Origin of the sequence: Compostimonas suwonensis (assembly GCF_002797855.1) — a bacterium.
Lineage (GTDB): Bacteria > Actinomycetota > Actinomycetes > Actinomycetales > Microbacteriaceae > Compostimonas > Compostimonas suwonensis.
The window spans coordinates 551,758-574,703 of the sequence record NZ_PGFB01000002.1 but is presented as its reverse complement, the minus strand read 5'-3'; the positions used below and the strand labels follow the sequence as shown (position 1 = coordinate 574,703).

Annotated in this window: 23 protein-coding genes; 16 read left to right on the top strand and 7 right to left on the bottom strand. The window is 69.8% G+C overall.

The features are described 5' to 3' along the window. Positions 1-58: 58 nt before the first annotated feature. Genes rnc through CLV54_RS06475 form a run of 3 tightly spaced genes read left to right on the top strand, consistent with a single transcriptional unit; the run spans position 59 to position 1,943 of the window. A complete protein-coding gene (rnc, locus tag CLV54_RS06485; protein ID WP_100344112.1) occupies positions 59-754 on the top strand; it encodes a ribonuclease III in 696 nt (231 codons plus the stop codon). Between the two features lie 19 nt (positions 755-773). After that, complete coding sequence (gene mutM, locus CLV54_RS06480) at positions 774-1,691, top strand: bifunctional DNA-formamidopyrimidine glycosylase/DNA-(apurinic or apyrimidinic site) lyase (protein ID WP_100344111.1); 918 nt, start codon at positions 774-776, stop codon at positions 1,689-1,691. Between the two features lie 3 nt (positions 1,692-1,694). Further along, on the top strand, positions 1,695-1,943 hold the full coding sequence (locus tag CLV54_RS06475; protein WP_100344110.1) for a hypothetical protein: 249 nt from the start codon (positions 1,695-1,697) through the stop codon (positions 1,941-1,943). Positions 1,944-2,069: 126 nt separating this feature from the next. On the opposite strand, the gene CLV54_RS06470 is transcribed toward CLV54_RS06475, so the two are convergent. Together CLV54_RS06470 and CLV54_RS06465 are read right to left on the bottom strand one after the other, a co-directional pair. Beyond that, positions 2,070-3,713, bottom strand: a complete 1,644-nt coding sequence (locus CLV54_RS06470) for a SulP family inorganic anion transporter (protein ID WP_211294461.1) — start codon at positions 3,711-3,713, stop codon at positions 2,070-2,072. Then, a complete protein-coding gene (locus CLV54_RS06465; protein WP_100344108.1) occupies positions 3,710-4,102 on the bottom strand; it encodes an ArsR/SmtB family transcription factor in 393 nt (130 codons plus the stop codon). The genes CLV54_RS06470 and CLV54_RS06465 overlap by 4 nt, the downstream gene beginning before the upstream one ends. A gap of 260 nt (positions 4,103-4,362) precedes the next feature. Between CLV54_RS06465 and smc the strand changes: the two genes are divergently transcribed. After that, positions 4,363-8,022 carry a chromosome segregation protein SMC gene (gene smc / locus CLV54_RS06460; protein ID WP_100344107.1) on the top strand — a complete coding sequence of 1,220 codons (3,660 nt, stop codon included), beginning with the start codon at positions 4,363-4,365 and terminating at the stop codon, positions 8,020-8,022. 103 nt (positions 8,023-8,125) lie between these two features. On the opposite strand, the gene CLV54_RS06455 is transcribed toward smc, so the two are convergent. Then, positions 8,126-9,244 (bottom strand): TerC family protein, encoded by a 1,119-nt coding sequence (locus CLV54_RS06455; protein WP_100344106.1) that lies wholly within the window; start codon positions 9,242-9,244, stop codon positions 8,126-8,128. Between the two features lie 244 nt (positions 9,245-9,488). Here CLV54_RS06455 and ftsY point away from each other — a divergent pair, with 244 nt between their 5' ends. Continuing rightward, entirely contained in the window at positions 9,489-10,364 is an 876-nt protein-coding gene (gene ftsY / locus CLV54_RS06450; RefSeq protein WP_100344105.1) for a signal recognition particle-docking protein FtsY, read from the top strand. A gap of 139 nt (positions 10,365-10,503) precedes the next feature. On the opposite strand, the gene CLV54_RS06445 is transcribed toward ftsY, so the two are convergent. Then, positions 10,504-11,427, bottom strand: coding sequence for an LLM class F420-dependent oxidoreductase (locus CLV54_RS06445; RefSeq protein WP_100344104.1), 924 nt, complete (start codon positions 11,425-11,427; stop codon positions 10,504-10,506). Positions 11,428-11,477: 50 nt separating this feature from the next. Between CLV54_RS06445 and CLV54_RS06440 the strand changes: the two genes are divergently transcribed. Continuing rightward, a complete protein-coding gene (locus CLV54_RS06440; protein ID WP_100344103.1) occupies positions 11,478-12,230 on the top strand; it encodes an aminoglycoside 3'-phosphotransferase in 753 nt (250 codons plus the stop codon). Between the two features lie 252 nt (positions 12,231-12,482). Next, entirely contained in the window at positions 12,483-13,166 is a 684-nt protein-coding gene (locus tag CLV54_RS06435) for a hypothetical protein (RefSeq protein WP_100344102.1), read from the top strand. Here CLV54_RS06435 and CLV54_RS06430 read toward each other — a convergent pair. Next, entirely contained in the window at positions 13,159-14,118 is a 960-nt protein-coding gene (locus CLV54_RS06430; protein WP_100344101.1) for a helix-turn-helix transcriptional regulator, read from the bottom strand. The genes CLV54_RS06435 and CLV54_RS06430 overlap by 8 nt on opposite strands. Positions 14,119-14,179: 61 nt before the next feature. Between CLV54_RS06430 and ffh the strand changes: the two genes are divergently transcribed. From ffh to CLV54_RS06415, 3 genes are all read left to right on the top strand, one after another. Further along, positions 14,180-15,754, top strand: coding sequence for a signal recognition particle protein (gene ffh / locus CLV54_RS06425; RefSeq protein ID WP_100344100.1), 1,575 nt, complete (start codon positions 14,180-14,182; stop codon positions 15,752-15,754). Positions 15,755-15,865: 111 nt separating this feature from the next. Beyond that, a complete protein-coding gene (locus CLV54_RS17895; RefSeq protein WP_245861435.1) occupies positions 15,866-16,588 on the top strand; it encodes an META domain-containing protein in 723 nt (240 codons plus the stop codon). Positions 16,589-16,598: 10 nt separating this feature from the next. Further along, entirely contained in the window at positions 16,599-17,393 is a 795-nt protein-coding gene (locus CLV54_RS06415; protein ID WP_100344099.1) for an LLM class F420-dependent oxidoreductase, read from the top strand. 66 nt (positions 17,394-17,459) lie between these two features. Here CLV54_RS06415 and CLV54_RS06410 read toward each other — a convergent pair whose 3' ends face one another. Continuing rightward, entirely contained in the window at positions 17,460-18,596 is a 1,137-nt protein-coding gene (locus CLV54_RS06410) for a glutamate--cysteine ligase (RefSeq protein ID WP_100344098.1), read from the bottom strand. A gap of 289 nt (positions 18,597-18,885) precedes the next feature. On the opposite strand from CLV54_RS06410, the gene rpsP reads away from it, so the two are divergent. Genes rpsP through trmD form a run of 4 tightly spaced genes read left to right on the top strand, consistent with a single transcriptional unit; the run spans position 18,886 to position 20,984 of the window. Then, entirely contained in the window at positions 18,886-19,332 is a 447-nt protein-coding gene (rpsP, locus tag CLV54_RS06405) for a 30S ribosomal protein S16 (RefSeq protein ID WP_100344097.1), read from the top strand. A gap of 2 nt (positions 19,333-19,334) precedes the next feature. Then, on the top strand, positions 19,335-19,571 hold the full coding sequence (locus CLV54_RS06400; protein ID WP_100344096.1) for an RNA-binding protein: 237 nt from the start codon (positions 19,335-19,337) through the stop codon (positions 19,569-19,571). Then, positions 19,571-20,257 carry a ribosome maturation factor RimM gene (gene rimM / locus CLV54_RS06395; RefSeq protein WP_245861432.1) on the top strand — a complete coding sequence of 229 codons (687 nt, stop codon included), beginning with the start codon at positions 19,571-19,573 and terminating at the stop codon, positions 20,255-20,257. The genes CLV54_RS06400 and rimM overlap by 1 nt, the downstream gene beginning before the upstream one ends. A 10-nt stretch (positions 20,258-20,267) precedes the next feature. Then, positions 20,268-20,984: a tRNA (guanosine(37)-N1)-methyltransferase TrmD gene (gene trmD / locus CLV54_RS06390; protein ID WP_100344095.1), complete on the top strand. Its 717-nt coding sequence runs from the start codon at positions 20,268-20,270 to the stop codon at positions 20,982-20,984. On the opposite strand, the gene map is transcribed toward trmD, so the two are convergent. After that, complete coding sequence (map, locus tag CLV54_RS06385; RefSeq protein WP_100344094.1) at positions 20,981-21,763, bottom strand: type I methionyl aminopeptidase; 783 nt, start codon at positions 21,761-21,763, stop codon at positions 20,981-20,983. The genes trmD and map overlap by 4 nt on opposite strands. 89 nt (positions 21,764-21,852) lie before the next feature. On the opposite strand from map, the gene CLV54_RS06380 reads away from it, so the two are divergent. Continuing rightward, positions 21,853-22,353: a hypothetical protein gene (locus tag CLV54_RS06380; protein WP_157802840.1), complete on the top strand. Its 501-nt coding sequence runs from the start codon at positions 21,853-21,855 to the stop codon at positions 22,351-22,353. A gap of 223 nt (positions 22,354-22,576) precedes the next feature. Then, complete coding sequence (gene rplS, locus CLV54_RS06375) at positions 22,577-22,924, top strand: 50S ribosomal protein L19 (RefSeq protein ID WP_100344092.1); 348 nt, start codon at positions 22,577-22,579, stop codon at positions 22,922-22,924. Positions 22,925-22,946 lie beyond the last annotated feature (22 nt).

Sequence of the window (22,946 nt, the reverse complement as noted above, 5' to 3'; positions counted from 1 at the left end):
AGCGGGTTCCGTCGTCCTCATGGCGCTGCATTGAAGGCACCGGAAGGGGGAGGGAACCGTGGCACTGAGCGAGCCCGAGTTCGCTGAGCTCCAGTCGCGACTGCACGTGCAGTTGGACCCGGGGCTGCTTCAGCTTGCCGTCACGCACCGTTCCTACGCGTACGAGAACGGCGGCATCCCGAACAACGAGCGCCTGGAGTTCCTGGGCGACTCGATTCTCGGGCAGGCCGTCACGGTCATGCTCTACCTCCGCTACCCGGAGCTCGACGAGGGAGACCTCGCGAAGCGTCGGGCCAGTCTCGTGAGCAGTGTCGCCCTCGCCGAGGTGGCCCGCAGCTTCGGGCTGGGCGAGTTCCTGCTGCTCGGCCGGGGCGAGATGCTCACCGGCGGCCGTGACAAGGCCTCGATCCTCGCCGACACGGTCGAGGCGATCATCGGCGCGACCTATCTCGACGCCGGGGGCGAGGTCGCGACCGAGCTCGTGATGCGCCTCATCCAGCCTCTGCTCGACGACCCCGATCGTTTCGGGGCCGCCGCGATGGACTCGAAGACGAGCCTCCAGGAGATCGCCGCCGCACGTGGCGCGGGCGCTCCCGTCTACACGATCCTCGAAGAGGGCCCCGATCACGACAAGCGCTTCGTCGCGATCGTCGCGGTCGGCGACCTCGTGACGGCCCGCGGCGAGGGAACCAGCAAGAAGCAGGCCGAGATGGCCGCAGCATTCACCGCCTGGACCGAGCTCACCCGCTCCTGAGCGGCACCCGAAGAACACGATGCCGGAACTACCCGAGGTGGAGGTCGTGCGCGCCGGCCTCGAGCCGGCCGTCACGGGGGCCGTGATCGCGGGCGTCGAGGTCTTCGAGACGCGTTCGCTGCGCCGCCACGACCATACGGCCGGCGGTTTCGTCGAACAGCTGGAGGGCCGTACGATCCTCGGCGCCGCACGCCGCGGCAAGTTCCTGTGGATGCCCCTCTCGAGCGGTCGCGCGCTCGTGACCCACCTCGGTATGAGCGGCCAGGTGCTGCTGCGCGACCCGGGCCACACGGGCGACGGCCTCCTGCGCATCCGGATGCATCTCGACCAGCCCTCGTACGGCGAGGTCTGGCTGCATTTCGTCGACCAGCGCATCTTCGGCTCGATGTCGGTCGACGCGCTCGTCCCCACCTCCGACGGACTGCCCGGAGGGTACTCGGGGGCGGCGTCCGGCGACTGGGACGACCTGATACCGAGTCAGGTCGCCCACATCGCCCGGGACCCGATCGATCCCGCGTTCTCGGATGACGGCTTCCGCGACATCCTCGCCCGCAAGGCCAGCGGCATCAAACGTGTGCTGCTCGACCAGGGGGTCGTGAGCGGGATCGGCAACATCTACGCCGACGAGGCGCTCTGGGCAGCACGCCTGCACTACGAGCAGCCCGCCGACTCGTTGAGCACGGTCACGGTGCGCCGGCTGCTCGCCGAGGTGCGCAGAGTGCTCGGCAAGGCCCTCGCCGAGGGCGGCACGAGCTTCGACGCGCAGTACGTGAACGTCAACGGCGCCTCGGGCTACTTCGCGCACAGCCTCAACGTCTACGGCCAGCAGGGCAGGCCGTGCCCGCGCTGCGGAACCCCCGTCGTGCGCGAGAGCTTCATGAACCGCGGGAGCCACTTCTGCCCGAGGTGCCAACGCCTGCGGGCCCTCCGGCGCTGATCCGTGCCGGCGCTCACGCATCCCGGCCCGATCGGCAGGCTCGGACACGGCGTGGGCGGGCTCGGCTGCCGCGGCTGGGCCGGGCCCGTGCCCGTGCGCTCGCACGGCCCGCATTCCCCCGTCTTCCCGCTCTTCGCCCTCGATCGGCGAGTCGAGCTGCCGGAGGCGTTCGCACTCGCCGACGCGCTCCGGGCCATGGCCGGGCTCGTCATCGCACGTGCGCGGCTCGAGGGCACCTACGAGATCCCCTGACCGGGCGATCCGTACATCCGGCCGCCGTCGCGCATCCGGCCAGACCCGCACATCGACGCCGCCCAGGCCCGTGCCCGGTCATCCGGCTTGCCGCGCTGCTCGCGCCCGCCGAGGCTCGAGCTGGCCTCAGGATGCGCTGTGGCCGGCACGTGCGACATGACTGCGAGCGTGGGCGACAGCGGCGTCGAGCTCGGTGTAGAGGTGCGCGCTGTGCCGGAGCGAGCCGATCACCCCGACGCTCGCGGCCAGGGCCTCGTGACGAGCCTGGACCCCTTTGACGAGCACGGTGATCCCGCGGCGCTCGAGGGTGGTGATGAGCTCGGCGACCGCGCGCGCCCCCGTCGCGTCGAGCATCTCGAGCTGCGACATCCTGATGATGACGACGTCGACGTCGGTGATCGTCGTGACCCGCTCGACGAGTCTCTCGGCCGCGCCGAAGAAGAGGGCCCCGTCGATGCGGAAGAGGGCGATGTGCTGGTCGCCGGGCGCGGAGGGGCCGGGGAGCTCCTCGCGCTGGATGCCGCTCGTCTTCGAGAGCGAGCGCAGGGCGAAGAACGCCGCCGCGACGATGCCGATCGCGACCGCGATGATGAGGTCGAACGACACGGTGATGACGGCCGTGACGACGAAGACGGTCGCGTCGGCCCGAGTGGAGCCCAGCACGCTGCGCACCGTCGCGACTCCGACCATCCGCGTCGCCGTGACCATCAGCACGCCGGCGAGGGCGGCGAGGGGGATCTGCGAGACGACGCCCGTCGCGAGGTAGACCACGGCGAGGAGCACGAGCGCGTGCACAACGGCCGCGAGCCTGGTGCGGCCGCCGGAGCGCACGTTGACGGCGGTGCGTGCGATGGCTCCCGTTGCGGGCATCCCGCCGAAGAAGCCGGAGGCGATCGAGGCGAGGCCCTGGCCGACGAGCTCGCGATCGGCGTCGTAGGGCCCCGTGTCGGCCATGGATGCCGCGACTCGCGCCGACAGCAGCGACTCGATCGCGGCGAGCGCCGCCACCGTGAGGGCGGGGCCGGCGAGGGAGACGACGGTCGCCCAGTCGAGCCCGGGCACGGCGGGCGCGGGAAGGGCGGCGGGCAGTGCGCCGATCGTGGGCACGGGGACGCCGCCGAGGCTCGTGATCGCCGTGACGACGGCGATGGCGACGATCGAGCCGGGGAGTTTCCTGTGCACGCGCGGCGCGAGGACCATGATCGCCGCGACGGCCACGACGATTCCGAGGGTCCAGGCGGCCTCGGACCAGCGGATGGTCGAGAACGACTCGACGGCCGCGACGGCGGCGTTCGAGCTGTCGCCCGCGTGCGCGCCGAGCGCGGCCGGCACCTGCTGCAGGAAGATGATGACCGCGATGCCGAGCGTGAAGCCCTCGATGACCGGCCAGGGGATGTAGCCGACCACCCGCCCCAGCCGGGCTGCGCCGGCGGCGAGCACGATCACCCCCGCCAGCAGGCTCACGACGGCGACGGCCCCGGCTCCGTGGGAGGCGACGATGGGGCCGAGGACGACGACCATCGCGCCGGTCGGCCCGGAGACCTGCACGTTCGAGCCGCCGAAGATCGCGGCGACGATGCCTGCGACGATCGCCGTGACGAGACCGCTCTCGGCCCCGGCGCCCGAGCTCACACCGAAGGCGAGAGCGAGGGGAAGCGCGACGATGCCGACGGTCAGCCCGGCGACGAGGTCCCCGCGCCAGGTGCGACGGAGGTCGCGGTAGTCGGCGCGGGAGGGCAGGAGCGCCGTGAGGCCTCGGTGCGTGCTCACCGGCCGGTCGCGGCATCCGCCGGGTACGACCCCAGCCCGGGAAGCGAGTCCGTCGAGGCGAGCTGGGCCTGCGATTCGCGCAGGATCTCGAGCAGGAGCGCCCGGGCGACGGTGAGAAGGTCGGCGACCTGGGGATAAGCGAGCCGGTAGAAGACCTGGCTGCCTCTGCGATCGGCGGTCACGAGGCGATGCTTGCGCAGCACCGCGAGATGCTGCGAGAGGTGGGACGCCTCGAGCCCGAGCTCGTCGAGCAGCTCGGTGACCGACACCTCGCTGCCGCTCTGCGAGAGGATCTCGAGCGTCCGGATGCGCAGCGGATGGGCGAGGCCCTTGAAGAGGTTGGCCTTCACCTCGTAGAGCGGTCGGTGGGAGCTCGGAAGTCGATCCATATTATGACTTTAGCATTTGATGGAGTCATCAAATCAGGCATCCGGTTGCTGCCTTCGCGCGGCTGCCTTCCGGCCGAAAACGTCGTGCCCGAGCGTTGACGCAGGTGCCGGGCGGACGTTCGGGTACCGTAGACGCAGGCTGGAGCCCGCAGCACTCCGGCGAGACGGGTGCCGGCGGGCAAGAGCCCGCAGGGGAACAGAGCTGGCGAACACCGTTCGAACGAGAATACGACGAGGCGCACGAGAGGAGAGGCGACAGCGTGTATCTGAAGAGTCTCACCCTCAAAGGCTTCAAATCCTTCGCGCAAGCGACGACGTTCGCCTTCGAGCCGGGTGTGACCTGCGTCGTCGGCCCGAACGGCTCCGGAAAGAGCAACGTCGTCGACGCCCTCGCCTGGGTGATGGGGGAGCAGGGCGCCAAGACCCTGCGCGGCGGCAAGATGGAAGACGTCATCTTCGCGGGGACCTCCACACGAGGCCCCCTCGGCCGCGCCGAGGTCACCCTCACGATCGACAACACGGATGGCGCGCTGCCCATCGACTACTCCGAGGTGACGATCAGCCGCACGCTGTTCCGCAACGGCTCGAGCGAGTACGCGATCAACGGCTCCAACTGCCGGCTGCTCGATGTGCAGGAGCTCCTGAGCGACTCGGGACTCGGCCGCGAGATGCACGTGATCGTGGGGCAGGGGCAGCTCGACGCCGTGCTGCGCGCGAGCCCCGAGGAGCGTCGCGGCTTCATCGAGGAGGCCGCCGGGATCCTCAAGCACCGCCGCCGCAAAGAGAAGACGGTGCGCAAGCTCGAGGCCATGCAGGCCAACCTCACCCGTCTCAACGACCTCGCCGGCGAGATCCGACGCCAGCTCAAGCCGCTCGGGCACCAGGCCGAGATCGCACGCGAGGCCCAGTCGATCGCCGCCGTCGTGCGCGACGCCCGCGCCCGCCTGCTCGCCGACGAGGTCGTGAGCCTGCGTCGTGCGCTCGACGCCCACAACCGCACCGAGCACGAGCGCCACAGCGAGCGCATCGTCATCCAGGAGCAGCTCGAGCAGAACCAGCTGCGCATCAAACGCCTCGAGCAGGAGCAGGTCGGCGACGCCGTCGACCTCGCCCGTCGTACGAGCTTCGGACTCGAGTCGATCCAGGAGCGCCTGCGCGGGCTCTTCACCCTCGCGAACCAGCGGCTCGCCCTGCTCGGCTCAGAATCGGAGTCGACCGAGACGACGCCGGGCATCAGCCGGCAGTCCGTCGACGACGCCCTCGCCGAGGTCGAGCGTCTCGGCCAGACCGTCCAGGCTGCCGAGCTCGCCTGGCGCAGCTCGCAGGAGGCGACCGCCGCTGCACGGACGAGCCTCGACGCCGTCGACGAGGAGATCGCCGCCCAGAGCGCGCTCGTCTCGCGTCACGACCTCGAGATCACGGCACTGCGCGGCCGGGCGGATGCCGCGGCGAGCCGGCTCGCCGCCGTGCGCGGCGAGGTGCTGAGGCAGCAGGACGCCCTCGACGCCGCCCGCGACCGCCGGGAGAGCGCTCAGGCCCAGTTCGCCCTGCTCGAGGCGGAGGCCGTCGACGCCGACGCGGGGGAGACGAACCTCGACGAGGCCTACGAGCTCGCCCAGGCCGACGTCTTCGAGGCCGAGGCGGAGATCGAGACCCTGCGCGAGCGCCTGCACACCCTCGAACGCGAGCGCGACGCGGTCGCTGCGAAGACGAGCGCCCTCACGAGCGCCCTCGACCAGAACGACGGCTCGAGCGAGCTCATCGCGGCCGCCCGCCCCGGGATCCGCGGTCTCGTCGCCGAGCACGTGACGGTGACCCCCGGCTTCGAGGTCGCGATCGCTGCGGCCCTCGGAACCCTCGCAGACGCCGTGCTCGCCGACGACCTCGATGCCGCGGCGCAGGCCGTGCGTCACGCCGTCGACGCCCAGCTCGGCCGGGTCGAGATCGTCATCGCGCACAGCGACTCGGGGCGCGCCACAGCCATCGACACCGCGGGGCTCGCCGGGGTCACGAGCGCGACGAGCGTCGTGACCGCGCCCGACGGCATCCACAACCTGCTCGCCCGCACGGTCGTCGCCGACGACCTCGACGCCGCCCGCGCGGCCTGGCCGAGCGTCTCCGCCCACGAGCAGGCCACGATCATCACCCGCGACGGCGACGTCTTGAGCGAGTTCGTGCTGCGCGGCGGCTCCGGCGCCAAGCGCAGCAGGCTCGAGCTGCTCGCCGAGCGCGACGCCGCCGCCGAGCGGCTCACCGAGGTGACCTCGCTCATCGAGCGTGCGAAGTTCGCCCTCGCCGAGCAGCGGGGCGCGCTGCAGGTGGCGAAGGAGCAGTCCGCGAACGCCCTCGGCGCCCTGCGCGAGTTCGACTCCCGCCTCGCCGCACACACCGAGAAGCTCAACCGCGCGCGGGTGCAGGTCGAGGCCTCCGCGGGGGAGCACGAGCGGCTCGGGCAGGCGCTGCAGACCTCCGAGGAGACGGTCGCCCAGGCGCTCTCCGCGAGCGAGAAGGCCAAGGGTGAGCTCGAGACCGCCGAGTCGCGGCCGAGGCCGATCCTCGACGTGAGCGCGCGCGACGAGCTGTACGCAGAGCTCGAGAAGGCTCGCGAGGGCGAGGTCGAGGCCCGGCTGCAGCTCGAGACCGCCCGTGAGCGGGTCCGCGCAGAGAAGGCGCGTGCCGAGTCGCTCGCACGCCAGCTCGAAGCCGATCGGGCTGCCGCCGAGGCCGCCGCTCGCCGCGCGGTCATCCGCAGACGGCAGGCGGATGCCGCGACATCCGTCATCGAGGCCCTGCCCGCCGTGCTCGCCTCCGTCGACTCGAGTGTTGCAGACGCCCGCCTGCAGCTCGCGCACCGCGAGTCGGAGCGCGCGAGCCAGAACGAGGAGCTCAGCGGCCTGCGTCGCACCGAGAGCGGTCTGCGCGAGCGGCTCGCCACGGTGACCGAAGACGTGCACGGCCTCGAACTGCAGATCTACGAGAAGAAGCTGCACCTCTCCGCCCTGCTCGAACGGGCCGGGAGCGAGCTCGGTCTCGTCGAAGACGTGCTCGTGGCCGAGTACGGGCCCGAGCAGCTCGTCCCCGCGGACGCCCGCGACCCCAAAGCGCAGAAGACGGCGGATGCCGCGGCCGACGCCGCTCGCGCGGATGCCGGCCCCGCGGCATCCGGCCCCGCGGCATCCGGCCCCGACGCGGCTCTCGCGGCCGACGACCCCGCCGAGCTCGATCGGGCGGCCGTGCCCGACGGAGTGCCCTTCGTGCGGGAGGAGCAGCAGAAGCGGCTCGAGCGCGCCGAGCGCAAGTTCGCCCAGCTCGGCCGGGTCAACCCGCTCGCCCTCGAGGAGTTCGCGGCGCTCGAGCAGCGGCACAAGTTCCTCGTCGAACAGCTCACCGACCTCACCAACACCCGCAAAGACCTGCTCACGATCATCGACGAGATCGACGAGAAGATGCAGACGATCTTCGAGGCGGCGTTCAACGACACGCAGGCCGCCTTCGGCGAGGTCTTCCCGGTGCTCTTCCCGGGGGGCTCGGGCAGCATCCAGCTCACCGACCCCGAGAACCTGCTCACGACGGGCATCGAGGTGACCGTCAAGCCGGCCGGCAAGAAGATCGAGCGGCTCTCGCTGCTGAGCGGCGGCGAGCGCTCGCTCGCGGCCGTCGCCCTGCTCATCGCGATCTTCAAGGCGCGCCCCAGCCCGTTCTACATCATGGACGAGGTCGAGGCGGCCCTCGACGATGCCAACCTCGGACGTCTGCTCACGATCTTCGAAGACCTGCGCGCGACGTCGCAGCTCATCGTCATCACCCACCAGAAGCGCACGATGGAGATCGCCGACGCGCTCTACGGCGTATCGATGCGGCAGGACGGCGTGTCCGCCGTCGTCGGGCAGCGCATCGTTCCGGAGCAGGCCGCGAGCTGATCCGAGGGCCCAGGTGACGTCGGGGCACAAGAAAGTCCCGGGGGCACGCGAGAAATCGTGTGCCCCCGGGACTTTTACGTGCCGCGGCGAGGGGCGCGCCCCGTTACGCGCGCGGGGGCGTCGTGTCGTCGCCCGGCCGAGGCGGCAGCGGAACCTCTTCGCTGTGCGTCGGGTGGCCTTCGACGTCGACCGAGCCGTCGGCGTTGAGGTGCGTCTCGGCCGGGCCGAGGTGGGCGTGCTCGCCCGTGCGTCGCTCGTCGCGGCGCATCTTGACGAGGCTCGCGACCGTCGCGACGACCATGGAGACGACGATGACGCCGAGCGAGGTCCACGTGTTGATCTCGGGCACCCACTCGACCGGGTGGCCGCCGTTGATGAACGGCAGCTCGTTCTCGTGCAGGGCGTGGAAGACGAGCTTGACGCCGATGAAGCCGAGGATGAACGCGATGCCGTAGTGCAGGTAGACGAGACGCTCGAGAAGCCCGCCGAGCAGGAAGTACAGCTGCCGGAGGCCCATGAGCGCGAAGATGTTCGCCGTGAAGACGATGAACGCGTTCTGGGTGATGCCGAAGATCGCGGGGATCGAGTCGAGCGCGAAGAGCACATCGGTCGAGCCGATCGCGAGCAGCACGATGAGCATGGGCGTGAAGAAGCGCTTGCCGTCGATCGTCGTGCGGATCTTGCCGCCGTCGTAGTGCTCGGAGAGCGCCACGCGCTTCTTGAGCATGCGGATGAGCCCGTTGTCCTTGCCCTCGTCGTCATGGCTACCGAAGGCCTGCTGCCAGGCGGTGTAGACGAGGAAGGCGCCGAAGATGAAGAAGATCCAGCTGAAGCTCTCGATGAGCGCGGCGCCCGCGAGGATGAAGAGGCCGCGCAGCACGAGCGCGATGACGATGCCGATCATGAGCACCCGCTGCTGGTACTCCCGCGGAACCGCGAAGCGCGCCATGATGATGACGAAGACGAAGAGGTTGTCGATGCTGAGGCTGTACTCCGTGAGCCAGCCGGCCAGGAACTGCCCCGCGTGCTCGCCGTCGCCGAGCAGCAGGATCATGAGCGCGAAGACGAGCGCGAGCACCACGTAGAAGACGACCCAGAGGGCCGACTCCTTGAGCGAGGGCACGTGCGGTCGTCTGATGACGAGCAGCAGATCGACGAGCAGGATGCCGATCAAGACGACAAACGATCCGACTTCGAACCAGACGGGGATCTCGAGTTCCACGGGAACCTTTCAGGGGAGGGGGTTGCGTTGCAGAAGTTCGCTTCGACAGCTGGTGCTTCTGGACAGCTCTGACCGGCGAACGTCTCTCCCTGCGCCTCGCCCATCGGACCAGGCGCCGCCGCGACCGGATTCGCGCCATTACGAACCGTACTGACGACCGCGGCGAAACGGGGTACTCCCCTTCGCTGGGTTACAGCATAAGGGATGCCGGGGGCCCGGCGACGCACCGCCTAGGCTTGACGGCATGGCAGAACGCACCCCGTGGTCCCTCTCCGGTGCCCTTCGCGGCATGTTCGGCAGGAAGACCATCGACCAGAGCACCTGGGACGACCTCGACGACGCACTCATCACGGCCGATTTCGGCCCCGACGTCACCGAGGCGATCGTCGCCGACCTCCGTGCGAAGGTCGCCCGCTACAACACGACGGACCCCGCCGACCTGCAGCGGATGCTCAGGGAGAGCCTCGAGGAGCGGCTCTCGAAGCTCGACTCGACCCTGCACCTCTCCGAGCGACCCGCCGTCGTGCTCGTCGTCGGCGTGAACGGCGTGGGCAAGACCACGACGATCGGCAAGTTCGCGAAGTTCCTGCGCACCTACGACCGCAGCGTCATCGTGGGCGCCGCGGACACGTTCCGCGCCGCGGCCGTCGACCAGCTCGCGACGTGGGCCGAGCGGGCCGGGGCCGAGATCGTGCGGCCGCAGCAGCAGGGTCAGGATCCGGCATCCGTCGCCTTCCAGACGGTGGAGCGCGCGAAGCTGACCGGCACCGAGATCGTGCTCATCGACACGGCGGGACGCCTGCAGACCAAGGGCGGTCTTATGGACGAGCTCAGCAAGATCCGGCGGGTGGTCGAGAAGCAGGCGCCCATCGCCGAGGTGCTGCTCGTGCTCGACGCGACGACCGGGCAGAACGGGCTCGCGCAGGCCGAGGCCTTCATCGAGCACGCGGGTGTCACGGGACTCGTGCTCACGAAGCTCGACGGCTCGGCGAAGGGCGGCTTCGTTCTCGCGGTGCAGGAGAAGACCGGCATCCCGATCAAGCTCATCGGCCAGGGCGAGGGCATCAACGATCTCACGGGTTTCACCCCGCACGTCTTCGCCCAGAAGCTCGTCGGCTGAACCGCCCGTCGTCCGCATCGTCCGCTGAACTCACAACGACGGAGATTCCGCCCTCAATCGCCCCGAAATCATGTTTTCGGCGCACAAAGGGCGGAATCTCCGTCGTTGTGAGTTGGGTACCGGCTCGAGCGGGGTGCGGCTAGAGCTGCGGCACGACCTCGCGCGCGATGAAGTCGAGCTGGTCGAGATCCTGCAGGTCGTGGATCTGCAGGTAGAGCCGCTCGACGCCGTCCTCCCGGAGCGCCCCGATGCGGTCGACGACCTCGGAGGCGGTGCCGGCCAGGCCGTTGCCCCGCATCCACTCGGTCGTGCGGCCGACCCGGGCGGCGCGACGGGCGAACTCCGCCTCGTCGCCGCCCACCGCCGTCACGAGGGCGAGCGAGTAGACGAGCTCGTCGGGATCCCGTTCGATCGCCAGGCAGGCGTCGCGCACCCGGTCGAAGCCGGGCCGCACGTTCTCGAACGGCACGAAGGGCAGGTTGAACTCGCTCGCGTACCGGGCGGCGAGCCGCGGTGTGCGTGACGCGCCGGCGCCGCCGATGATGACGGGAACCGGGCTCTGCACGGGCTTCGGCAGCGCGGGGGAGTCGTGCAGGCTGTAGTGCTCGCCCGCGAAGTCGAAGGTCTCTCCGAGCGGCGTGCTCCACAGCCCGGTCACGATCGCGAGCTGCTCTTCGAGCAGGCCGAAGCGCTTCTCCGGGAAGGGGATGCCGTAGGCCTCGTGCTCCCGGCGGAACCACCCCGTGCCGAGCCCGAGCTCAACCCGCCCGCCCGACATCTGGTCGACCTGCGCCACCTGGATCGCGAGGATGCCGGGGTAGCGGTAGGTCACGCTCGAGACGAGGGTGCCGAGCCGGACGGTGGACGTCTCCCGGGCGAGCCCGGCGAGCGTCGTCCAGGCGTCGGTCGGGCCCGGCAGGCCGTCGATGCTGTCGTCGGTCGTGAGGTAGTGGTCCGAGCGGATGAAGGCGTCGAACCCCAGCTTCTCGGTGGCCTGCGCGACCGCGAGGAGGTCGTCGTAGCTCGCGCCCAGCTGCGGTTCCGTCATGATTCGAAGATCCATGCTCTCAGCCTGGCACAGCGAAGGACGGCCTCGAGCGGGATACTGGAGGCATGTCGTTGGCGTCCCGTCCGAGCGGCCCGGTCGAGGTCCCTCCCGCCGTGCTGGCCGTCGCCGACGGCGCCGAGCCCGTGCCCGTGTGGCGCAACGAGCTCGGCGGTCTCACCTTCGAGCTCGGGGAGGGCGGCGGTCGTCGTTTCGTCAAGTGGAGCCCGCGCGGCTCCGGGCCGAGCCTCGCGGTCGAGGCCTCGCGTCTCGCCTGGGCCGGGCGGCACATCGTCGTTCCCCGGGTGCTCGACGCGGGTGGCGACGACACCGGCGAGTGGATGCTGACGGCCGGCCTGCCGGGGGTCAGCGCCGTCGACGAGAGCTTCCTCGACAGCCCCGAGCGCTCGCTGCTCGCCGTGCGGGCGATCGGCGCGGGCCTGCGCGTGCTGCACGATGCGCTGCCGGTCGAGGGGTGTCCGTTCTCGTGGTCGGTGGAGGAGAGGACGCGGGTCGCGGAGAGGCGGGGCCGGCGAGTGGCGGAGGCTCTGCGGCATCCGCCCGCCGCCGACCGCCTCGTCGTCTGTCACGGCGACGCCTGCGCCCCGAACACCCTCCTGCTGGGCGACGGCTCGTTCAGCGGCCACGTCGACCTGGGCTCGCTGGGCGTCGCCGACCGCTGGGCCGATCTCGCGGTCGCGAGCTGGAGCACCCAGTGGAACTACGGCGACGGCTACGAGGGCGCGCTCCTCGAGGCCTACGGCATCGAGCGCGACGAGGAGCGCATCACCTACTACCGCGCCCTCTGGGACGCCACCTGAGCGCCGAGCGCGGGCTTGTTCGCGAGCGACGACCTTCGACGGCCCGCGCTCGCGAATAAGCCCGCGCTCGACGTGGTCGGAGGCCGCGAGGAGGGGTGGCGGTGGCGAGGTTCCGCCATGGCGCGGACCCGCCGACACACGCCCCTCGGGCTCGGATAGCCTGACGCCGGGACCACAGTTGGACCGGGGCGCACGTCAGGGGGACGCACGATGGAACGACGAGCTCGTCGACCCGCGGAGGTGGGGTTCAGGATGCCTGGACCCCACCTCGTTGTCGGCGCGACGCTCCTCGTGCTCGCCCTCGCCGCCTGCACCGGCCCGGGCGCGTCCGGGGATCCGACGGCGACAGCGCTCATCGGCGCGGCCGGCGAGGGATCGGGGAGCACGGAGGGGCGGAGCGCCGGCGAGCAGAGCGCGGACGCGCCGGCCGTCGCGCCCCTGTCGGATGCGGCGTCGGCCGAGTCCTGTCTTCTGGCCGGCAGCCCGTGGTCGGTCGTGACCACGGACCTCGCCAACCAGATGAGCCGCTACTTCTCGAGCCAGGGTCTCGCCGTTTCGGGCGTGGAGATCGCGGGCACGCAGATCCTCACGGTGAACGGCGACGGCACCGCCTCCGTCGAGACCGATCTGACGAGCACCGTCGAGATCGACGCCGACGGCGTCACCATGACGCTCGTGCAGACCCAGACCGGTCCGGCAGCCGGCGCTTGGCGGCTCAGCGACGACGGCGCCGTCTTCGAGCCGGAGGGGTGGACCACCGGCCTTGCCGTCACCAACCAGGTGTTCATCAACGGCATGGCGAGCGAGGTCGCCGGAATGGCTGTTCCGTCCTCCGGATTCGACGACGTGCCGCTCACGATCGCGTGCGACGGCGCCTACCTCGACACGAAGGCGCAGCAGAGTCCGTTCCAGCAGCTCTGGAAGCCGGTCAGCTGAGCTTCGCCCGCTCGACGGCCCCGCCGAGCTCGAAGCGGGATGTCACCGCGTAGTGGTCCATGGCCTCGCCGATCCGACGTTGAACGGTGCGCACCGAGAGGCCGAGAGCCTGGGCGACGGCGGCATCCGAGAGTCCCTGGGCGAGGAGGGCGAGCACCGGGTCCCAGCCCGAGCTCGTGTTCGGGTAGGGCCGGCCGTCGCGCCACCGGCTCTCGATGAGCGCCGCGAGGGCAGAGACGATCGTGGGATGCCGCACGATCATGATGCTGCTCGGCGGATGCTCGCCCCAGGTCACGGGCAGGGCCGCGAGCACGCCGTCGTCGACGTACAGCCAGCTGGGCACGTGGGGGAGGGTGCGTACGGCGACCCCCGCACCGACGATCGCGTCGAGGGTCGCGCGATCCTCCTCGTCGACGGCCATGGCCGCGGGCACGACCGCGCGTACGACGAGCCCCGCCTGGATCGCGGGGCGCACGGCGTCGAGGTCGGGCACGATGATGTCGCGCAGCACCGTGAGGTCGGGGTAGAGGTTGATCGGATGCCGCGGCGGCGCCGAGGCCGCGTACCGCGACCACGCCTCCCACTGCGAGCGGTGCCCGTGGATCACCTCGGCGCTCAGCGGCTGGTCGTCCCCCGACAGGCCCGTCTCCCACTCGCGGGAGAGGGCCGGGAGCGCTTCGAGGAAGGCGGTGAGGCTGCGAGCGGCGGCGGTCTGCGCGTCGAGGGCACTTGCGGCGATCGAGGTGAAGGCGAGGTCGGGTGACGTGGGCCGCACGGTGTCGCCGTCGACCACGAGGAAGCCGGCATCCTCGAGAGTCGCGAGGATCTCGTCGAGCCGGCCGGTGGACAGCGCCTGCAGCCCGGCGAGCTCGGAGACGCTCGGCGAGTGCATCCGGTAGACGGTCGCGAGCACGGTGAGCACAGCGTCATCCGTCAGTGCTGTCACGCTCATGCCGACTCCTCGTCCATTGGCAGGTTAGCGTTACGGCGGCTGCCGGTAAACTGGGCAGACAATGGCTACTTTCGGAACCCTGTCTGACCGACTCGCAGACACCTTCAAGAACCTCCGCACCAAGGGCAAGCTGTCCGCGTCCGACGTCGACGGCACCGTGCGCGAGATCCGTCGTGCCCTGCTCGACGCCGACGTCTCCCTCGACGTGGTCAAGGACTTCACCGGCAAGGTGCGCGAGCGCGCGCTCGGCGACGAGGTCAACCGAGCCCTCAACCCCGCGCAGCAGGTCGTGCAGATCGTCAACGAGGAGCTCGTGCAGATCCTCGGCGGCGAGCAGCGCCGACTGCAGTTCGCGAAGAAGCCGCCGACCGTCATCATGCTCGCCGGCCTCCAGGGCGCGGGCAAGACGACCCTCGCGGGCAAGCTCGCCCGGTGGCTCGCGAAAGACAACCACACCCCGCTGCTCGTCGCCGCCGACCTCCAGCGCCCCAACGCCGTCACGCAGCTGCAGGTCGTCGGTGAGCAGGCCGGCGTCGCCGTCTTCGCCCCCGAGCCCGGCAACGGGGTCGGCAACCCGGTCAAGGTCGCCAAAGACGCGATGAAGTTCGCCGAGCAGAAGCTCTACGACGTCGTCATCGTCGACACGGCCGGCCGTCTCGGCGTCGACGCCGAGCTCATGAAGCAGGCTGCCGACATCCGCAAGGCGACGAACCCCGACGAGGTGCTCTTCGTCATCGACGCGATGATCGGCCAAGACGCCGTCGCCACGGCGAAGGCCTTCCAGGAGGGCGTCGACTTCACGGGCGTCGTGCTCACGAAGCTCGACGGCGACGCGCGCGGTGGCGCGGCCCTCTCCGTCGCGTCGGTCACCGGCCGGCCGATCATCTTCGCCTCGACGGGTGAGGGCCTCGACGACTTCGAGCCCTTCCACCCCGACCGCATGGCGAGCCGCATCCTCGACCTCGGCGACATCCTCACCCTCATCGAGCAGGCGCAGGGCGCCTTCGACGAGGAGGAGGCGCGCAAGGTCGCCGAGAAGTTCGCGACCGACAGCTTCACGCTCGACGACTTCCTCAAGCAGATGCAGCAGCTGCGCAACATGGGCTCGATCAAGAAGATGATCGGGATGCTGCCCGGTGCGAAGGGCATGCGCGATCAGCTCGACAACTTCGACGAGAAGGAGATCGTGCGCACCGAGGCGATCATCCAGTCGATGACGAAGGCCGAGCGCACCAACCCCAAGCTGCTCAACGGCTCGCGTCGACTGCGCATCGCACGTGGTTCGGGCATGACCGTCACCGACGTCAACCAGCTCGTTCAGCGCTTCGAGCAGGCCTCGAAGATGATGAAGACCGTCGCGAAGGGCGGGGTCCCGCAGATGCCGGGCGTCGGCCCCATCCCGGGAGCCGGCTTCGGCGGCGGGCGCCCCAAGCAGAACGCCAAGAAGAAGGGCTCGCGCTCGGGCAACCCGGCGAAGCGCGCGGCGGAGGACGCCGCCCGTGCGGCCGGTGTGAAGCCGTCGACCGGGCAGCCGGCAGGTTCGGGCTTCGGCCTCGGCGGCGGTGCCGCAGCGGCCGGAGCGGGCGGGCCGAGCGACGACGAGCTCGCCGCTCTGCAGAAGATGCTGGGTCGTTAGCCCTTCGTTATCTGTTCTACGGCCTCGTCACAGATTCGAGGCCGGGGCTCCTGGAAGAATTCTCTCTGACAGTCGTTCCGACGGTCGTTCATCACAGAGAGGGCTCAGCACATGCGCCGCACCATCATCACGGGCCTGATCGCGATCGCGGCGGCATCCGTCGTGGCATTGAGCGGATGCGCGTCCACGGCCGGCGGCAGCAGCTCCTCGATCTCGAGCGACGACCTCGTGGGCACCTGGGTCACGGGTGAGAGCTACGGAGTGGGCGTCAACCCCTTCCTCGACATCTCGGAAGACGGCACCTGGCAGGGCTCCGACGGCTGCAACGGCACCGCGGGCACCTGGGAGATCGCCTCCGACGGCGCACTCACGACGACCGCCGGGCCGAGCACCATGATCTACTGCGGCGGCGCGCCCCTGCCCACTCAGTTCTCGCAGGCGAAGAAGGCGAAGCTCGACGGCTCGAGCCTCCTGCTGCAGGATGCCGGCGGCGCGACGATCGTCGAGCTGACCCCCGGCACCGCGCCCACGCCGACGAACTCCTCCGGCGGCGTCGTCGGAACCTGGGGCTCGGTGACCGCTGTCGCGGGCGAGCCCGTGCTCGTGCTGTCGGAAGACGGCAGCGTCTCGGGCAGCGACGGCTGCAACACCCTCACCGGTACCTGGACCTCCGACGGCACGACCGTGACCTTCGGTCAGCTGGCCTCCACGATGATGTTCTGCGAGGGTGTCGACACCTGGCTCGTGGGCGCGTCGACGGCGACCGTCGAGGGCGACACGCTGACCGTTTTCGATGAGTCCGCTGTGCAGATCGGAACGCTTCCGCGCGCTTAGGCTTGGAGGCATGACCCCCTCTCACAACGTTCGCATCGGCGTGCAGATCGCGCCGCAGCATGCCCTCTACCCGAAGATCCGCGAGACCGTGGCCGAGATCGAAGAGCTCGGCGTCGACATCGCTTTCAACTGGGATCACTTCTACCCGCTGTCGGGCGAGCCCGACGGCCTGCACTTCGAATCCTGGACGATGCTCGCCGCCTGGGCCGAGCAGACCTCGCGCATCCAGATCGGCGCGCTCGTCAACTGCAACAGCTATCGCAACGCCGATCTGCAGGCCGACATGGCCCGTACGATCGACCACATCAGCGCCCAGGGCGGGGAGGGCCGGTTCATCTTCGGAACGGGCTCGGGATGGTTCGAGCGCGACTACGACGAGTACGGCTACGAGTTCGGCACTCCGGGGCAGCGCCTCGACAAGCTCGCCGAGAACCTCCCTCGCATCGAGGAGCGCTGGGCGAAGCTCAACCCGGCGCCCACCCGCGACATCCCCGTGCTGATCGGAGGCGGCGGCGAGAAGAAGACGCTGCGCATCGTGGCCCGGCACGCCGACATCTGGCACAGCTTCAGCGACGCCGCGACCCTCGAGCACAAGCTGGGCGTTCTGCGCGGCTGGTGCGACGAGATCGGCCGTGACCCGGCCGAGATCGAGATCTCGACGGAGCTCCGCAACCGCAGCGAGGAGGAGGCCGACGAGCTCTACGCCCTCGGCGCCCGCCTCTTCACGGTAGGCATCACGGGCCCCGACCACGACCTGACCCCCGTCCGCCGCTGGCTCGCCTGGCGCGACTCGAAGAATCAGTAGCCGAGTAGACGCGAATCGGGGGTGCGGGATGTCCCGCACCCCCGATTCGCGTCTACTCGCGTGGGGTCAGGCGCCGAGGCCGTGGCGCAGCTCGTGGGTGAGGGAGCTGACGACGGCCTGGAGGCTGCCGCCGTTCTGCTCGGCGACACGCAACTGGCGCTGGTAGCTGGCGCCCTGGGCGAGGATGAGCTCGACCTGGCCCAGCTCCTTCTCGCAGCCGAGCCGGCGGGCCGTGGGGGCGAGGACGTCGAGGAGCTCGCCGATGTGCTCGGTGACGAGGCGCTCGTGCCCCGCGGCATCCAGGATGATCTCGGCGTCGAGCCCGTAGCGGGCGGCGCGCCACTTGTTCTCGCGCACGAACCACGGCTGCATCGTGGGCACCTCGCGGCCGTCGTCGAGGTCGGTCGACATGTGCTCGACGAGGCACTGGATGAGAGCGGCCACCGCGCCCACCTCCTGCGGGGTCGAGAGCCCGTCGCAGGCGCGCATCTCGACGGTGCCCCACTGCGGCGAGGGCCGGATGTCCCAGCGCACCTCGGTGTAGTCGTCGATGACGCCGGTCGTCATCATGTCGTGCACGTACTCCTCGTAGTTCGCCCAGGTGCCGAACTGCCAGGGCAGGCCAGCGGTGGGCAGCTGCTGGAACATGAGCGCCCGGTTGGAGGCGTATCCGGTGTTGACGCCGCCCCAATACGGGCTCGACGCGGAGAGCGCCTGCAGGTGCGGGTAGTAGTTGAGCAGGCCGCCGAGCAGGGGCAGGGCCTTGTCGCGCTCCTCGATGCCGACGTGCACGTGGATGCCCCAGATCATCATGTTGCGGCCCCACCACTGGGTGCGGTCGATGAGCTTGTGGTAGCGCTCCTTGTCGGTGATCTTCTGGTCGAACCACTGGCCGAAGGGGTGGGTTCCCGCGCACATGAGCTCGACGTCGAGCGGGTCGGTGATCGTGCGCACCTCGTCGATCTGGCCGAGCAGGTCGGCGACGGCACCGCCGACCTCGGTGTGCACGTCGCTCACGAGCTCGACGGTGTTGAGCAGCAACTCGTTGGTGATCCGCGGATGCCGCGTGCCGTCGTCATCCGCGAGGGCGTCGAGCACCTCGTCCGCGACCGAGACGAGGTCTCCCGAGGCCCGGTCGACGAGGGCGATCTCCCACTCGATGCCGACGGTGGACCGTTCCGACTGCGCGAACTCGATTTCCATGGTGCGCCTTTCGATCGGTGCGCCGTTGGACGCGGCGGAGGCGGGGACTACACGACCATCTTCGTATCTTCACGTGCGGGATGCGGCGGGAGGAGCGCGACGCGCCGCGCCCGCGGTGCCGGTGAGATCCGATTACCCAAAGCCTGCTTTATCTGACAGAATGATTAGTCGACTTCTGTTCTGCCCGACCCTCTAATCAGGCCGTGCGGAAGTCCCTAGAGCTTGTGCCGAGTGTGCCCCCACGCTCACGGCTGTCAGTTCGCCAAACCTCACATCACACAGGAGAATTGTGGCTGTCAAAATTCGTTTGAAGCGCATGGGCAAGATCCGTGCACCGTTCTACCGCATCGTCGTCGCCGACGCGCGCACCAAGCGCGATGGCCGGGTCATCGAGGAGATCGGCAAGTACCACCCGACCGAGGAGCCCTCGCTCATCGAGGTCGACTCGGAGCGCGCCCTCTACTGGCTCGGCGTCGGCGCACAGCCGAGCGAGCAGGTCGAGGCCCTTCTCAAGCTCACGGGCGACTGGGGCAAGTTCAAGGGCGACAAAGACGCCGTGAGCACGGTCAAGACCAAGGAAGCCAAGGTCGAGTTCGTCGCCGACGAGAAGAAGAAGCCGGTGCTCAAGCCCAAGGCCGAGGCGCCCGCCAAGGTCGAGGCTCCCGCCGAGGAGCCTGCCGCCGAGGCCGCCGACGCCGAGGCCGCAGAGCCCGCGGCGGACGCAGAGAAGGCCTAGCCTTGCTCGCTCCCGCTCTCGAGCACCTCGTCAAGGGGATCGTCGATCACCCTGACGATGTGCACGTCGTTGCGAAGAACTCACCGCGTGGCGAGGTCCTCGAGATTCGTGTGAATCCCGAGGACCTCGGCCGCGTGATCGGCCGGGCCGGCCGCACGGCCAAGGCTCTTCGAACCCTTGTCGCTGCACTCGCAGACGGCCGTCGTGTGCGGGTCGACGTCGTCGACACCGACTTCTAGTGAGTCGCAAGAAGTCCGCACAGACCCAGCTGCGGGTCGGTCGCCTCACCAAGGCGCACGGCCTCAAGGGCGCTATCAAGCTCGAGATGTTCACGGATGACCCGGAACGACGTTTCGTTCCGGGCGCCGTGTTCTCGCTTCAGGTGCCGGACAGCTCGCCGTGGCACGGCAAGTCCATCGAACTCGTCGAGTTGCGCTGGTACAACGGGCACCCGGTCGGCTTCTTCAAAGACGTGCCCGACCGAACGGCCGCCGAGGCGCTCGCCAAGGCGATCCTCTGGATCGAGCAGGACGTAGACGAGGCCCAGACCGAGGAAGACGCCTGGTACGACTACCAGCTCGTCGGCCTGACGGTTCTGCGCGACGGTGTCGGAGTGGGCCGCGTCATCCGCGTCGACCACCTGCCGGCCCAGGACCTCCTCGTCGTGCACACCGCGACGGGCGACGTCATGGTGCCGTTCGTCAAGGCCATCGTCCCCGCCGTCGACATCGACGGGGGAACCCTCACGGTCACACCGCCCGTGGGGCTCTTCGAGGAGCTGCCGGACGACCCGGCCGACGAGGCGGGCGAGTCCGCCGGCATCCCCGAGTCGGACATCCCCGAGCCGGATGACCCGACCGACGCCGACGCCGCTGCTGCAGAAACCGCAGACGCCACGGACACCGCCCGCACCGAGACCGACTAGCCGGCCCAGCATGCGGATCGACATCGTCACGATCTTCCCCGACTTCTTCGAGGTGCTCGACATCTCGCTGCTCGGCAAGGCTCGCACCCGCGGGATCATCGATCTGCGGGTGCACGATCTGCGTGACCACACCCACGACCGTCACCGAACGGTGGACGACACCCCCTACGGTGGCGGCGCGGGGATGGTCATGCGGCCGGAACCGTGGGGAGAGGCGCTCGACGCGATCCTCGACGACGCGGCGTCCGAGCACGGCGATCCGCTCGTCGTCTTCCCGTCGCCCGCGGGGGAGCTGTTCACGCAGGCCGCGGCCGGCGAGTTCGCCCTGGAGGAGCACATCGTGTTCTGCTGCGGGCGGTACGAGGGCATCGACCAGCGGGTCGTCGACTACGCGCAGTCCCGTGCCCGTGTGCGGCTCGTGAGCCTCGGCGACTACGTGCTCAACGGGGGAGAGGTCGCCGTCATGGCGATGATCGAGGCCGCCGGGCGACTGGTGCCCGGTGTCGTCGGCAACCCGCAGAGCCTCGTCGAGGAGAGCCATTCCGACGGCCTGCTCGAATACCCGAGCTACACGAAGCCCGCCGAGTGGCGCGGCCTCGAGGTCCCGCCCATCCTGCTGAGCGGCCACCATGCCCAGATCGCCGCCTGGCGCCGCGAGCAGCAGCTCGAACGTACGCGCCGCGTGCGCCCCGAGCTGCTGCCGCCCGAGCCCGCAGAAGAGGCCTAGAGCCTCGAACCCGCCGACCGCGCCGTGAGCACGAGCGGGCCGTCGTCGGTCACGGCGACCGTGTGCTCGGCGTGGGCGGCCCGCGAGCCGTCGGCGCTGCGCAGGGTCCAGCCGTCGGGGTCGGTGAAGATCGTGTCGGTTCCGAGCATGAACCAGGGCTCGATCGCGAAGACGAGTCCCGCGCGCAGGGGCAGCCCTCGCCCGGCGCGCCCGTTGTTGGGGATGTGCGGGTCGCCGTGCATCGTGCGCCCCACGCCGTGACCGCCGAAGTCGGTGTTGACGCCGAGGCCGGCCTCCGCCGCCACGGCGCCGATCGCGGCCGAGATGTCGCCGATGCGCCGACCCGGCCGGGCCTCGGCGATGCCCGCCTCGAGGGCCCGTCTGGTCACCTCGATGAGCCGCAGGTCCTCCTCGCGCGGGGTGCCCACGACGATCGTGACCGCGGAGTCGGCCACCCAGCCGTCGACGGATGCCGCGAAGTCGAGGCTCAGCACGTCGCCGTCCTGCAGCCTGTAGTCGTGGGGGAGCCCGTGCAGCGCGGCGTCGTTGACCGAGGTGCACAGCACCTTGCCGAAGGGGCTCGCTCCGAAGGAGGGGTGGTAGTCGATGTAGGTCGACACGGCGCCGCGCTCGCGGATCATCTGATGCGCCAGCCGGTCGAGGCTCAGCAGGTTGACTCCCACGGCGGAGGCGGCAGCGGTCGCCTCGAGCACGCTCGCCACGAAGCTCCCGGCGGCGCGCATCTGCTCGATTTCGGCCGGTGTCCTGATCTCGATCACTCGGTGGTCCTTTCGCGTCGTTCTAGGCTCTCACCTCGTGCGGGTTGCGCCCTAATTCGCCCAGTCGCCGATCAGAGTCGGCGACTATCGTGGTTGAGGTGATACTCCGTCGCGCCTTCTTCTACTGGCAGTCTGTCGCCGCCTTCGCGATCCCCGCGTGGTGGCTCGTCGGCTGGTGCGTCTTCTCGCCGGGAGGCTGGGCCTTCCTGCTGCTCCTGGTCTGCGCCTTCGTGCTCTTCGTCGTGATGCTCGTGCTCTTCGGGCTCGTCTACGCCCGCCGTGAGGTGCGGCAGACCCGGGCGTTCTCCTGGCCGGATGTCGCGGTCTTCGCCGCGTGGGACGCCGCGATGATCGCGCTCGGCTTCTTCACCCCTGTCACGACCCTCTTCGTCGTGCTCACGATCATCGGCGCGATCGCCGTGTTCTGGGTCTCGCTCGCCCAGTTGCTCGCCTCGGCGAGCCGCAGACTGCTCGGCGATCCGGCGCCGGCCGGCCCCGCGCCATCCGTGGGCTACCGCTCGCCCGCGGCGCCCGACCTCGGCGGCGACACCCCGATCATCGTCGTGGAGGAGAAGCGCGAGGAGCACTGATCCGGCCCTGAGCTGGGGCCGCCGCGAGCGGCAGCTTTGCGCACGAGGCCGGTTTCATGGCAGAATTGACCCTTGTGCCGCGGCCAGGTTCTGCCACAGGGGAGCCGGTTCTACTCGCGGACACATTTTTCTTCCAGCCAGCGGCTCCCGCGCACGCCTCGTCGTGCGCGAGCGGGCCGACGAATCGTCCTCGACCTGTGGCGGGTACAGAGAGCGAAAAATCATGAACATCCTCGACAGCGTCGATGCGGCGTCACTCCGCAACGACATCCCGGACTTCCGCGCCGGCGACACCGTCAAGGTTCACGTCAACATCATCGAGGGCACTCGCTCTCGTATCCAGGTTTTCCAGGGTGTCGTCATCGGCCGCTCGGGCGAAGGCGTCCGCGAGACCTTCTGCGTCCGCAAGGTCAGCTTCCAGGTCGGCGTCGAGCGCACCTTCCCGGTGCACTCGCCGGTCATCGACCACATCGAGGTCGTCACCCGCGGTGACGTGCGACGCGCCAAGCTGTACTACCTGCGCGACCTGCGCGGCAAGAAGGCGAAGATCAAAGAGAAGCGCGACAACTGATCTGATTCACAGCTTTTCTGTG